Origin of the sequence: Methyloversatilis discipulorum (assembly GCF_000385375.1) — a bacterium.
GTDB lineage: Bacteria > Pseudomonadota > Gammaproteobacteria > Burkholderiales > Rhodocyclaceae > Methyloversatilis > Methyloversatilis discipulorum_A.
The window spans coordinates 183,996-197,339 of sequence record NZ_ARVV01000001.1 but is presented as its reverse complement, the minus strand read 5'-3'; the positions used below and the strand labels follow the sequence as shown (position 1 = coordinate 197,339).

Sequence of the window (13,344 nt, the reverse complement as noted above, 5' to 3'; positions counted from 1 at the left end):
CTTTTTTGCGCCCGCGCGGCTCAGCGCGACTGCTTGATCAGCCGGCTGTTGGCTGCCTGCACCGGACGCGCATTGTTGCGGTAGAGGTGACCGAAGATGCCGATCTGTTCCGGCGACAGCTGCAGCGGCTCCTTCATCACCAGCCAGGTCACGCCTTCCGAGCAGGGCGGCGTCGTCAGCGAACCCATATAGGTGTAGTAGTCGCGCTTTTCCGGCAGCAGTTTCGCCAGATCGATACTCACGTCCGGGCGCGACTCGACGTTTTTCTGCAGCGGCAGGTAGGCCCAAAGCGTATTGAACAGCGGATGTTCGGTGCCGCGGTCGAGCAGCACCGCGACCACGGCCAGATTGCCGTCCAGATCCTTATGCACCAGATGGGCGACCATGTCATAGGTCTTGCCATTCACGCGCTCTTCGGCTGGCTTGTGGAAATGGAACTGCACCAGTTCGTAGCGCTTGCCGACCAGCGTAATCGTGCTGCCCTCGCCGACGTTCACCTGCACTGTGTGGCCGTTGTCGACGACGGTGAAATAGGTGGTCCGGTAGTCGAACTGTACCGGCGGCAGATCGACCTTGATGCCGTCACGGATGTCGATCGGCGATTGCGTCTGGCCGGTCGCGCATTTCGTCCATTCCGGCTTCAGCCGGCCCCAGTTCTGCGGGCCGAATTCGCCTTCATAAGTCCAGTGGATGTCGCCGTGCGCGTGCGTGACGGGCGCGGCTTCGACCGCCGGCTTCTTCGGCGCTGCGTGAGCGGCCGGCGCGACGGCGGCCTGCATGACCGGGCGCGGCCGCGGCTTCGGGGCCGGCGGCGGCAGCGGGATTTCGCTGCGCATCACCGGCGGCTTGGTCGCCGCCGGCGCGGCGTCGTGGGTGTCCGGCTTCTTCGTGCCGGCATCGGCCACCTTTGCCGGCTCGGCCTTCGCTGCCTCGGGCTTGCCCGCTGCTCCTGCAGGCTTCTTCGCGCTGCTCATTTCCTCGCGCGCCTGCGCCGCGGCTTCGCGCAGATCGGGCTTGATGTTCACCATTTCGGTGCGCTCGACCTTGCCGAGGTCGCCCGCGTTGGCGGCGGTGCGCGCAGCACGGCCAGCCTGTTCGGCCACCTGACGGAGTTCTTCGGCGGCCGGCGGCTGACACACTTCGCGGAACAGCTTTTCGTCCAGCGTGCCGGGCAGCAGCGAAATTTCGCTGTCCGAGCCGGTGCGCTCCTCGCGCAGGATTTTCTGGTTGGCGTCCAGATAGACGCGCTTGATCGTGGCGAAACGCAGGCTCTGGCAGTCGTAGCGATTCAGCGCCTGCACCATCGCGTAGCCGGTTTTTTCGGCGTCGGCCTCGGTCAGCACCAGCCGGCCCCAGGCCACCTTCTTGCCGCCCTCAGCGCGCAGCACGCTGTCGCGATCGATCTCGATCTTCTTGCCGCGGTCGGTCGAAATCGTGTGCCAGTCGGCCGCCTGCACCGCGCCAGAGGCGCAGCCGATCGCCAGCGCGATCAGGGTCGGTCGGAAGATGGAAAGCTGCGTCATGTCCGGTCTCGTTCAGGCTCTGCCCGTATCGGGGCGATGACCGGTCTACGGCAGAGGGGCCCGTTGGCTTGAACGGCACGCCTTGCGCTTGCGTCGCGGCCGGGTTACCGTGTTCAGGCACACGTTAGGGGTGCCGGTGACCTGAAGCATGGCAGCCGGCTGAGACACACCCTCAACACCTGATCCGGATCATGCCGGCGTAGGGAAACGGGCGACTTCTCGACATGGAAGCCGGCGTTTCCCGCGCCGACACAGCAAGCACAGGAGCTTCCATGAACGCCAAAGACACCTTCCTCGCCGACCAGGCGCACGTCGACGAAGCGGCGATCGCGCCGCTGCCCAATTCGCGCAAGATCCACATCGAAGGCTCCCGCCCGGACATCCGCGTGCCGATGCGCGAGATCTCGCAGGCCGACACGCCCACCGGTTTCGGCGGCGAGAAGAACCCGCCGGTCTTCGTCTACGACTGTTCCGGTCCCTACACCGACCCGAAGGCCGCTATCGATATCCGTCGCGGCCTGCCCGCGCTGCGCGCACGCTGGATCGAGGAACGCGGCGACACCGAGCAGCTCACCGACCTCTCCTCCGAATTCGGCCGCATCCGCGCCGCCGATGCCGCGCTCGACGATCTGCGCTTCCCCGGCCTGCACCGCCACCCCCGCCGTGCCAAGGCCGGCCGCAACGTGACCCAGATGCACTACGCGCGTCAGGGCATCATCACGCCGGAGATGGAGTTCATCGCCATTCGCGAGAACATGAACCGCGCCGCCTACGTCGAGAGTCTGCGCGCGACCGGCCCGACTGGCGAGAAGATGGCCAAGCTGCTCACCCGCCAGCACCCGGGCCAGAGCTTCGGCGCGTCCTCATTTGCCAACTGCGCCGCCGAGATCACCCCTGAGTTCGTCCGCGACGAAGTCGCCCGCGGCCGCGCCATCATTCCGAACAACATCAATCACCCGGAGAGCGAGCCGATGATCATCGGCCGCAACTTCCTGGTGAAGATCAACGCCAACATCGGCAACTCCGCACTCGGCTCCTCGATCAACGAGGAAGTCGACAAGATGACCTGGGCCATCCGCTGGGGCGGGGACACGGTGATGGATCTGTCGACCGGCAAGAACATCCACGAAACCCGCGAGTGGATCATCCGCAACTCTCCGGTGCCGATCGGCACCGTGCCCATCTACCAGGCGCTGGAGAAGGTCGACGGCAAGGCCGAGGAACTGACCTGGGACATCTTCAAGGACACGCTGATCGAGCAGGCCGAACAGGGGGTGGATTACTTCACCATCCACGCAGGTGTCTTGCTGCGCTACGTGCCGATGACCGCCAACCGGATGACCGGCATCGTGTCGCGTGGTGGTTCGATCATGGCCAAGTGGTGTCTGGCTCACCACAAGGAGAGCTTCCTCTACACCCACTTCGAAGAGATCTGCGAAATCATGAAGGCCTACGACGTGGCCTTCTCGCTGGGCGACGGTCTGCGTCCGGGTTCGATCTACGATGCCAACGACGACGCGCAGCTGGGTGAATTGAAGACGCTGGGCGAGCTCACCGACATCGCCTGGAAACACGACGTGCAGGTGATGATCGAAGGTCCGGGTCACGTGCCCATGCATCTGATCAAGGAGAACATGGACCTGCAGCTCGAGTACTGCAAGGAAGCGCCCTTCTACACGCTGGGTCCGCTGACCACCGACATCGCCCCTGGCTACGACCACATCACCAGCGGCATCGGTGCGGCGCAGATCGGCTGGTACGGCACGGCCATGCTCTGTTACGTGACGCCGAAGGAGCACCTGGGGCTGCCGGACAAGGACGACGTGAAGGAAGGCATCATCACCTACAAGCTCGCCGCCCACGCCGCCGACCTCGCCAAGGGTCACCCGGGCGCGCAGATCCGCGACAACGCGCTGTCGAAGGCGCGCTACGAGTTCCGCTGGGACGACCAGTTCAACCTGGGTCTGGATCCGGACAAGGCCAAGAGCTTCCACGACGAGACGCTGCCGAAGGAATCGGCCAAGGTGGCGCACTTCTGCTCGATGTGTGGCCCGCACTTCTGCTCGATGAAGATCACGCAGGACGTGCGCGACTTCGCCGCCAAGCAGGGTCTCAATGAGGACGAAGCGCTCGCGAAGGGCATGGAAGTGAAGGCGGTCGAGTTCGTGAAGTCGGGCGCGGAGATCTATCAGAAGGTGTGAGGTAAGAACCGTGCGGGCGCGGGGCCTGTAGGAGCGGTCTTCTGACCGCGACTGCGGCCCGTGACCTCGCGCAGTGCTCCATTCAACCGCTGCGTCGCGGTCAGAAGACCGCTCCTACAGAACCTCGGCTCCGGTGACGGATCGCGAGCGATCCTTCCGGGAGCGGCCTTGGCCGGAACGGGGCCTCTGCTATCGGCGGGCTTCGATGCAGGCTGCCGTCGGGGTCAAGACCCCTCCCACAGAACCCCGGCCCGGGCTCAGGCCGGGGGGGCGGGCGCATCCCCTGTGGGAGCGGCCTTGGCCGCGACACGGCGGTAATCAAGGGCTCTGACTCCGCGTCACGCCATCATCGCGAACCACGGATCACGGCAGTGCCGCAGGCCTGCCGCATCTCCGCTCAGCCTTTCGGCCCCACGCCAAAGAAGCTACGAAAACGGTCCCAGCGGCGCTTGATCCAGGCCCGGGGCGTGTCCTGCACGTAGTAGGTGAGCATGATGGACACACGCTCGCCGTCGGCTTCGGTGGTCTGACGCACGCTGTGCCAGCTCTCCTTCTCGACGACGGCGAAGGCGTAGCCGCTGGCCGGCATGAAATCCATTGCCACGGTCCGCTCAGCGTCCGGCCCGCTCCTGCCGTGGTGGAACACGGTGCCGAGGTGGCGCTGCGCGCCGTCGCGGGGAAGGTAGAACTGCACCGTAATCGCCTTGGCCGGCACGTCGGCGTGAATGCCGATGCGGTAGCCCGGCTGATCACGGATCAGGATGGGAATCGGGTAGAAATCCAGCTGGTCGATGGAGCGGCCGAAACGGCCTTCGAGCGAACGCCGGAACTTCCGCTTGAACGCCTCCTGCAATGCGCCCGAGCGCAGCGTGCGCGATACGGCGGTCCACATTGCGCGCTGTTCGGCCGGCAAGCGCCACAGCTGTTCCGGATAAAGGTACATGCGCAGTCGCGCGCTGCTGCCGTCCGCGCGCATCGCGTCCTTGTGTCGCAGGTCGTGGAAACGGTCGCGTGCCGGCATCATGGCCAGAAGCCGTGCGTAGAACCCTGGAGAAAATACCTCCCGCATGTACAGATGCTCGAATGGAGCGGAGCGAGCCACGCTGTCGCGAATGGCGAAAAGCATCTGCTCGTCAGCCAGTTCACCGGATCCACTGCATGCACTTGGGGTTGTGCTCTGGGTCTGCATGTGATGAGTCCTCTATGCATCACAGGCAAAAAGCATAACCCCGCTGGGCGCCAGCATGTTTCGTGATTCACATCACGAAACATGCTGGCGCCCATTCAAGCTCAGTCCGAGGTTTGCCGCTAACAGCGACGAAGCTGAAAAAAGGCAAACCCGTCCGAAAGGCGGGGACGCAAAGTCACCGGTCTAATCCGCGCGTGCGCGGGATGACGGCGGGGCCGCCAGCACCCGCCTGTTCAACGCAGGCCCGGGGCGCGCCAGCCGGTGACGAAATGACAGACATCCGAGCCGGAGTTTCACGATGACCGCCCCGCGCCGCACTTTATCCCCTCTCTGCACGATGCTGATGTGCGCGTTTGCGCTGTCGGCTCTGCCTGCCACCGCCGCTTCGCGAATCTCGGCAGCGGCCGATGTGTCCGTGCCGGTGATGCAGCCCTTGCCGATGCGCGACGCCGCCGGTGGCATGTGGCCGGTGCAGTTGGATGTGGCTCGTCTGCGCGCCGCCAGAGCGGGCGACACGCTGCGCTTCACACTGCCCGACGGCAGCAGCCTCGACATCGTGTTCGCGTCGCTGCTGGGCGGCGCTTCCGGCCTGCAGTGGATCGGTCATCACGCCGCCGGGCGGCAGTATGCAGTGCGACTGCGGCTCGATGGCGAACTGGCCGCCGGCATCATCCGCACCCCCGACGGCGGCTTCGTGCTGGGACATGTGGACGGCGCTCAGCTCATCGGCCCGGATCTGTCGGCGGCCGCGAATCCTGTCGTGCTGGACGGTCTGCCGTCGATGTTCCTGACGGCCGACGTCGCGACGCACGCAGGCTCGGCATACGACCCCGCCGCACGCGCGGCCGAGCCGCCCGCCGAGGTGGCCCATCCGGTGGCCTTCAATCTGATCGCGCTGTCGGCGCTGGAACCCGGCGACGACGTGACGCTATCGATCCCTGAGCACGGCGACTATCGCGTTCGCTACGACCGTACCGATGCCGGCGATGCCGACACCACGACCTGGGTCGGCCACCTGGCCGACTACGGCAGCGAGTTCCGAGTCATCGTAACGTCCGGGCCCAACGGCAGCGTCGGCAACATCCTGACACCGTCGGGCGAACTGATGCTGGTAGACAGCGGTGGCACGCAGTGGCTGGTCGACCCGGTGCGCTCCGGGCTGTCGCAGTTCGAATCCGAACATGCCGACGCCGTGGGCGAGGAAGTACCGGCGGCAGCCGGCGGCGTGACAGCGCTGGGCGGCACCTCGGCTGCGGCGGATGCCGGCACCACCGGCACCCCGACTGCCGGCAGCGGCTCCACGGCCAACGGCAGCGAAACGACGATCGACCTGCTGGTTCTCTATACGCCGGGCTTCAAGAAGAAGCACGGCAGCGTATTCGGCACCCGCATTGCCCAACTGGTCGCGCTGGCCAATCAAGCCTACGTCGACAGCGGTGTGCCGATGCGTCTGCGCCTCGTCGCCAGCGCGCAGGTGAATGACAGCGACACCACCAGCAATTCGACCACCCTGTCCGCATTGGCGCGCGGTACCGGCGCCTACAGGACAGTGCCGGCGCTGCGCAAGAAGTATGGCGCCGATCTGGTCACCGTCGTACGCCCCTTCTACATGACGGCACAGGGCGGCAGCTGCGGTGTGGGCTACGTCGGCGGCTACAACGGCAGCAACATCGCCTACTACGGGAACTACGCATACTCCGTGGTCAGCGATGGCCGCGACATGGCCGGCAGCTATTACTACTGCACCGACTACACCTTCACCCACGAACTCGGCCACAACATGGGACTGATGCACGATCGCGCGACGGTCGCGCGCCAGGGCGGCGGCAGCGGCAGCCATCCCTACGCATTCGGCCACGGAAGGAGCGGCAGCTTCGGTTCCATCATGAGTTACATCTCGCCGGTGATCGGCCGCTTCTCCAACCCGGATCTGACCGACTGCGGCGGCAGCTTCGCCTGCGGCGTGCCGGTCACCGATCCGGCCAGCGCACACAATGCGCTGGCGCTTAGCAACAACCGCTCAGCGGTGTCGTCGTGGCGGTCGACAACGGTGCCCACCACCTATCAAGTATCCGGAACCATCTCGCGGGGCGGCAAGCCACTTGCGAACGTCGCGATCAGCGCGACCGATGGCGCGTCCTGCACGGCCAGCGGCCGGACGGGCGCCTACGCCTGCACGGTCCCCTGGGGCTGGAGCGGCGTCATCACGCCTCAGCCGACCGCCGGCAGTGCGCGCCCGGCGAATCTCTTGCTGACGACGGTCAAGGCCGCACAAAAGAAGAAGAACTTCGTCGTTCGCTGAGCATACGGCGCCCGTGCGGCGTGCGCGGTTACCATAGCGCCCTGCGACCCGACGTGCGGGTCAACTTTCTGTGGGGCAGTCTGATGCGGATCACTTTCATCGGCGGCGGCAATATGGCCAGTGCGCTGATCGGCGGCATGTTGAAACGCGGCGCCATTGCCGCCGACATCGCCGTGGTCGAACTCCAGGCCGACGGCCGCGACCGGCTGGCGCGCGAATTCGGTGTGCGTGCGGTCGAGGCGCTGGATGCCAGTGCGGCAGGCTGTGACCTCATGGTGCTGGCGGTCAAGCCGCAGCAGATGCGCGAAGTGTGCGCCAGCATCGCGCCCTTGATCGACGGGCAGACCGTGCTCAGCATCGCCGCCGGCCTGCGCGCGAGCGACATCGGGCGCTGGCTCGGTGGCCGCGCGCGCATGGTGCGTGCGATGCCGAACACGCCAGCACTGATCGGTCGCGGCGTGACCGGCCTGTATGCCGATGCCTCGGTCGGCGCTGCCGAGCGTGCCCGCGCCGAAGAACTGCTGTCGGCGGTCGGTCGTACGGTGTGGGTGGACGACGAGAAGCTGATCGACGCGGTCACCGCGGTATCCGGCAGCGGCCCGGCCTACGTGTTCTATTTCATCGAGGCGATGGTGCGCGGCGGCGAGGCACTGGGGCTCACCACAGATCAGGCGCGCGAACTGGCCATCGCCACGTTCACCGGCGCGTCGGCGCTGGCGGCACAAAGCCCGGAATCGCCGGCCACGCTGCGTGAGCGGGTGACGTCGAAGGGCGGCACCACCGAGGCGGCGCTGAAGTCGATGAATGCCGACGCGGTCGGCGACGCCATCGTGCGTGCGCTGGCAGCCGCCGCCGCGCGCGGCGCGGAACTGGGCGACCAGCTCGGCGCCGCCTGAACCGGCGCCCGGCCAACACTGTCTTCACGCGATACGACAACGACACGAACCCATGCTGACCGACCTGACCCTGCTCGTCCTCAACGCCGTCGCCAGTTTCATCACCACGCTGCTGCTGGCCCGCTTCTACATGCAATGGGCGCGTGTGAGCTTCCGCAACCAGATCGGTGCCTTCGTGATACAGACCACCGACTGGGCGGTACTGCCGGCTCGGCGCGTGATACCGGCCATGTTCGGACTGGACATGGCGACACTGGTGGTCGCCTGGCTGATCCAGGTGGCGCTGATCCTGGTAGGCGCGCTGCTGCACGGCAGCATCGGCGCCGACGGTCTGATACCGCTCGCGCTGCTGCGCGGCGTGATCGAGATAGCGCGGCTGTCGGTGTGGTTCCTGATCATCGTGCTCATCATTTCCGCGGTGATGAGCTGGGTGTCGCCGGGCAATCCGATCGGCGGCATGATGAATGCGCTGACCCGCCCCTTCCTGCAGCCGATTCAGCGCGTGATGCCGCCTATCGCCAACGTCGACCTGTCGCCGCTGGTGCTCATCCTCATCCTGCAGATCGTTCTGTACCTGATCGACGCCGTGTCTCGGCAGCTGTTCGGCCTGCTGGTCTGACGCCGCCGCCGGTCGTTCAGGCGCTCATTCAGACGCTCTTCAGACGCTCAGATCGACCTGGCTGACGCTACCTGTGCTGCCGTCCTCGCGCAGGTAGATGCCGGTCGCGCGCATTTCGCCCAGCGTCTCGTTGGCGGCGTTGCGCAGGCTGAAAGGCGTGTCGACGCGGCCGAGGTAGAAAGCACCGGCGTTGGCCTGTCTCATCGTCTGCAAGGTGCCGGCGCCTTCGGCGTCCGGCCGCCACAGCCGCAGCTGCGCGAAGCCGCTGTCGGCTTCATCGATCCAGCCGTTACCGTCCTCGTCCAGCGCGGCCAGTTCCTCGAAGCCGTTGCCGGTGGTCGGTCCGAACAGTTCGCGGCCGTCGTCGATGCGACCGTTGCCATTGCGGTCGAACGCAAGCATGCCGCGTCCGCCGGCCAGCGGCACCTGCTCCTTGCTGCCGTCGGCATCGAGATCGAAGGCGAAGCGGACGTCGGACAGCGCCGCCGCCGGACCGGCGAAGTCCAGCATCAGCGGGTCTTTCAGCACGGCGTCGCCGGCACGGAAGGATTCGCTGACGCTCATGCTGAAGCTGCGCGACATCGCGCTTTCGAGCTTGAAGGCGATCTCCCGCCCGTCGGCGGTGCGCACCGTGCCCTCGGCCGCGAAGCGGGTGGTTTCCGATTCGCTGTATTCAGCGTGGTAGTCGTATTCGATCCCCCAGCCGACCCGCTGCGGCGCCTGGGACTGCGCCGATGCCGCGGCGCCGGACGAGGCGGGCGGCGCCTCGGTCGGCATGTCCGCAGTGCGCAGCCAGCGCACGGGCTGACCGGTGATCTTCTCTATCATCATGATGAGCAGCGAAAGGCGGGGATCGTTGCGCACGGCCTCCTCGATCCCGTCCGGCGCCTCGACCGGATCGGCCTGCTGTGCGGCCAGCGCCGCCGGCGACAGGCTGACGCGCGCCTCGCTGCGTGACGGCGGCGGGCTGTCGGTGGCCGGGCGGCGACGCTCGCCGGTCCACATTTCAAGCCGTTCGGATACCTGCAGACGCCGTGATTCGGCGTGCGAGGACTCAAGCTGTACGTTGCTGGCGGCGACCTTCACGGTTCTGTGCCTCCTGGGTTCTGACCTCGGTGAGCCACCCGGAAAGTGAAGCGCGCGCACGTGCCCACGTGCAATCGGCGACGCATGCAGGCGGGCCTGCATGCGTCCGTACCGACCATCGGGCGGCTTGGCAGCGTCGCACCTGACAGCGAGTCGGGCGGTGTCGCCGCACCCTGCGCGAGGCAGGGCGTCAGCCGCGCGTGCGCTTCACTTTCCGGGCGGATGTACAGGTTTACGACGTGGAAAGAGGTGTTCCACAGGGTTAGACGCCATGCAGGGCGGATGGGCACCCGCTGCCGGGCGACACGCGGCGGAAGCCGCGCGCTCAGTGGGTCAGCGCGGGGGCTGCAATGAAGGTGTTGCTGCCGCGGCTGAGGTCCAGCGTGCCGCGGGCGAGGCGACGGCTGTCGCCGTCGATGTCGTTGGCGACCCAGGTTTCGCGGTCCTTGGACACCAGATAGATGAGCACCACATCGCGCGTGACCGGCGGCGCCTCAGGCGTGTCGTCGTCGAACTCGGCCAGCCGCAGCACGCAGCTCAGGCCGATCACATCGATGCCCGGCTCGGCAATGGTTTCCTGCACGAAACGCACCACCGACGCCTCGTCCAGCATGTCCATGCGGGCCAGCGCGGCGTCGGTGATGCGCCCGTGATCCAGCTGCGCCATCAACGCAGTCGGTCGCGGCGGGCTGCCGCACGCGAGCATCGCGTCGGCGTGATCCTGGCAGGCGCGCAACACAGCGCGGAAACACGCTTCCTCCGTTGGCAGCATGGTTGTCTCCTCCACATGTGTGGGTCGCGTCCATGTGCGCGCCTGATGTGAAAGCTAGACCTGTGCGGAAAGGAAGTCATGACGCGCTGCCATGGCGGCAGTGCACCAAGTGGCGCGGGTTTGCCGGGTGGTTTGCGGGCGAAAGCTCAGGCCGTGGCGGCTTGCGTGAAGTCGTGCAGTGCGGCGTCGGCCTCCGCCGGCGACACGATGCATGCGTCGACGCGGGCGGCCGGCGGGCCGGTCTCGGCCCAGGCCACCAGCGCATCGAGTGCCGCCGGACGACCGACGGCATAAGCCTCGACCGAGCCGTCGCGGCGATTGCGCACCCAGCCGGTCAGTCCGAGGCGACGCGCTTCCTCGACCATGGACGCGCGGAAGAACACCCCCTGCACGCGACCGCTGATCGCAAAATGCAGCGCTTCGACCTCGCTCTCGTCCATCGCCACGCGCTTCTTACTTGACGCGCATGCCCGGCTGCGCGCCGGAATCCGGCGACAGGATGAACAGGCCCGGCACCTCGCCCTTGTCGTCGGAGGCAGCCAGCACCATGCCCTCCGACATGCCGAACTTCATCTTGCGCGGCGCCAGATTGGCCACCATCACGGTCAGCCGCCCGACCAGCGCGGCCGGATCGTAGGCCGACTTGATGCCGGCGAACACCTGGCGGGGCTTGTCCTCACCGATATCCAGTTGCAGGCGCAACAGCTTGTCCGCGCCCTCGACATGGTCGGCGGCGACGATTTTCGCGATGCGCAGTTCGACCTTGGAGAAGTCGTCGATCGAGATATGAGCGCCGTTATCGGCAGCCGGCGCGTCGGCCCTCTTCGGTGCATCGGTCTTGGCCGGCGCGGCGGCGGGGGCTTGGGTACTCCCCAGGGATTCCTTGTTGGCGTCGACCAGCGCGACCACCTGCTTGGGGTCGATGCGGGTCATCAGGTGCTTGTATTCGTTGATGGTGTGGCCGGCCTTGAGAGTCGAGCCGAAGTCGTCCCAACCCAGCGGCGCGATATTCAGGAAGCGCTCTACCTCGGCCACCAGATGCGGCAGTACCGGCTTGAGCAGCACCGACAATTGGCGGAACAGTTCTAGCGCGGTACTGCACACCGACTGCAGCTTTTCGTCCTGGCCGTCCTGCTTGGCCAGCACCCAGGGCGCGTGGTCGTTCACGAACACGTTCGCCTGGTCAGCGCAGGCCATCACCTCTCGCAGCGCGCGCGCGTAGTCGCGCGACTCGTAGGCGTCGCGGATCGACGCCTCGTGCCAGTGGAAAGGCACGGTCGGCGCCGACAGCGTGCCGGCGAAGCGCTTGCTGATGAAGCCGGCGCAGCGGCTGGCGATGTTGATGTACTTGCCGACCAGATCGGAATTCACCCGCGCGACGAAGTCGTCGAGGTTCAGATCGATGTCTTCCATCGAACCGTTCAGCTTGGCCGCGTAGTAATAGCGCAGCCATTCCGGATTCAGGCCGAGGTCGAGGTAGCTCTGCGCGGTGATGAAGGTGCCGCGGCTCTTGCTCATCTTCTCGCCATTCACGGTCAGGAAGCCGTGTGCGTTGATCTGCGTCGGCGTGCGGTAGCCCGAGTGCTCCAGCATGGCCGGCCAGAACAGCGCGTGGAAGTACAGGATGTCCTTGCCGATGAAATGGACCATCTCGGTACCGGCCGCTTTCGCGGCTGCGGCATCGAGGAAGTCCGCCTCGTCGATGTCATGGCCGAGCGCCTTCTGCTTCGCGACGTAGTTGCGGAAGCTGCCGAAATAGCCGACCGGCGCGTCCAGCCAGACGTAGAAGAACTTGTTGTCGGTGCCCGGGATGCGGAAGCCGAAGTAGGGCGCGTCGCGCGAGATGTCCCAGTCGGACAGGCGGTTGTCGCCCGGCTCGCCCAGCCATTCCTTCATCTTGTTCGCCGCTTCCGGCTGCAGCCGGTTCGAACCCTGCGTGAAGTCGCGCAGGAAGTTCTCGCACTGCGGCGCCGACAGCCGGAAGAAGTAGTGCTCGCTGGCGCGCCGCTCCGGCGCCGCGCCCGACACCACCGAATAGGCGTTCTTCAGTTCGGTCGGCGCATAGGTGGCGCCGCACACTTCGCAGGAATCACCGTACTGGTCCTTGGCCGAACACTTCGGGCACTCGCCCTTGATGAAGCGGTCCGGCAGGAACATTTCCTTCACCGGGTCGTAGAACTGCTCGACCGAGCGCTGGGCGATCAGATCCCCAGCCTTCAACTTGGCGTAGATGTCTTCGCAGAAGGCGCGGTTCTCGTCGGAATCGGTCTGGTGGTAGTTGTCGAAACTGACCAGGAAACCGCCCAGTTCGCCGGCACCCTTCTTCCACGCGGCCTGCACGTCGAGGCCGCCGAAGAAGTCGCGGGCGTGCTCGTGCAGCACGCGCTCGACCAGCTCGCGCGGCGTGATGCCTTCCTTCTCGGCGCGCAGCATGATGGGCGTGCCGTGCTGGTCGTCGGCGCCGACGTAGTGCACCTCGTGGCCGCGCATGCGCTGGAAGCGCACCCAGATGTCAGTCTGGATGTATTCGACCAGGTGGCCGAGGTGAATGGCGCCGTTGGCGTAAGGCAGGGCGCTGGTGACGAGCAGGCGGCGGCGGGACATGATGGAGGGCGAAGTGACAGCCAAAGCGGGGAAACCCGCAATTCTACTGCCCGCACGCGGCTGCGCCACGGGGCGCGGGTGTATCGGTTATACTTTAGTAAATTGATCGGGTATTTCGCGACAGGCGCGCACGAGGCGCGACGGCGGCTGCC

General features: G+C 66.3%; 10 protein-coding genes and 2 riboswitches. Of the genes, 4 read left to right on the top strand and 6 right to left on the bottom strand.

The annotated features are described in order from the left end of the window. Positions 1–20: 20 nt before the first annotated feature. Entirely contained in the window at positions 21–1,523 is a 1,503-nt protein-coding gene (locus METRZ18153_RS0100935) for a carbonic anhydrase (protein ID WP_020162969.1), read from the bottom strand. 116 nt (positions 1,524–1,639) lie between these two features. Continuing rightward, positions 1,640–1,746: riboswitch (TPP riboswitch) on the top strand. Between the two features lie 49 nt (positions 1,747–1,795). Here METRZ18153_RS0100935 and thiC point away from each other — a divergent pair. Continuing rightward, complete coding sequence (thiC, locus tag METRZ18153_RS0100930; RefSeq protein ID WP_020162968.1) at positions 1,796–3,724, top strand: phosphomethylpyrimidine synthase ThiC; 1,929 nt, start codon at positions 1,796–1,798, stop codon at positions 3,722–3,724. Positions 3,725–4,121: 397 nt separating this feature from the next. On the opposite strand, the gene METRZ18153_RS0100925 is transcribed toward thiC, so the two are convergent. Beyond that, complete coding sequence (locus METRZ18153_RS0100925) at positions 4,122–4,913, bottom strand: hypothetical protein (RefSeq protein WP_232415934.1); 792 nt, start codon at positions 4,911–4,913, stop codon at positions 4,122–4,124. Between the two features lie 133 nt (positions 4,914–5,046). Further along, positions 5,047–5,136: riboswitch (cyclic di-GMP riboswitch) on the top strand. 75 nt (positions 5,137–5,211) lie between these two features. Here METRZ18153_RS0100925 and METRZ18153_RS0100920 point away from each other — a divergent pair. The 3 genes from METRZ18153_RS0100920 to METRZ18153_RS0100910 all read left to right on the top strand — a co-directional run bounded on the left by METRZ18153_RS0100920 (position 5,212) and on the right by METRZ18153_RS0100910 (position 8,730). Continuing rightward, positions 5,212–7,215, top strand: coding sequence for a reprolysin-like metallopeptidase (locus tag METRZ18153_RS0100920; RefSeq protein ID WP_029143469.1), 2,004 nt, complete (start codon positions 5,212–5,214; stop codon positions 7,213–7,215). Positions 7,216–7,298: 83 nt separating this feature from the next. After that, entirely contained in the window at positions 7,299–8,111 is an 813-nt protein-coding gene (proC, locus tag METRZ18153_RS0100915; RefSeq protein WP_029143468.1) for a pyrroline-5-carboxylate reductase, read from the top strand. A 52-nt stretch (positions 8,112–8,163) separates the two neighbouring features. Beyond that, positions 8,164–8,730 (top strand): YggT family protein, encoded by a 567-nt coding sequence (locus METRZ18153_RS0100910; RefSeq protein WP_020162964.1) that lies wholly within the window; start codon positions 8,164–8,166, stop codon positions 8,728–8,730. A 39-nt stretch (positions 8,731–8,769) separates the two neighbouring features. On the opposite strand, the gene METRZ18153_RS0100905 is transcribed toward METRZ18153_RS0100910, so the two are convergent. The 4 genes from METRZ18153_RS0100905 to metG all read right to left on the bottom strand — a co-directional run bounded on the left by METRZ18153_RS0100905 (position 8,770) and on the right by metG (position 13,192). Next, positions 8,770–9,816: a hypothetical protein gene (locus METRZ18153_RS0100905; protein WP_020162963.1), complete on the bottom strand. Its 1,047-nt coding sequence runs from the start codon at positions 9,814–9,816 to the stop codon at positions 8,770–8,772. Between the two features lie 325 nt (positions 9,817–10,141). Further along, the gene (locus METRZ18153_RS0100900) at positions 10,142–10,588 is read right to left on the bottom strand and encodes a hypothetical protein (RefSeq protein ID WP_020162962.1); all 447 of its coding nucleotides are present in this window, start codon (positions 10,586–10,588) and stop codon (positions 10,142–10,144) included. A gap of 146 nt (positions 10,589–10,734) precedes the next feature. Then, positions 10,735–11,028, bottom strand: coding sequence for an acylphosphatase (locus METRZ18153_RS0100895; RefSeq protein ID WP_020162961.1), 294 nt, complete (start codon positions 11,026–11,028; stop codon positions 10,735–10,737). 13 nt (positions 11,029–11,041) lie between these two features. Further along, on the bottom strand, positions 11,042–13,192 hold the full coding sequence (gene metG / locus METRZ18153_RS0100890) for a methionine--tRNA ligase (protein ID WP_020162960.1): 2,151 nt from the start codon (positions 13,190–13,192) through the stop codon (positions 11,042–11,044). Between the last annotated feature and the right edge of the window lie 152 nt (positions 13,193–13,344).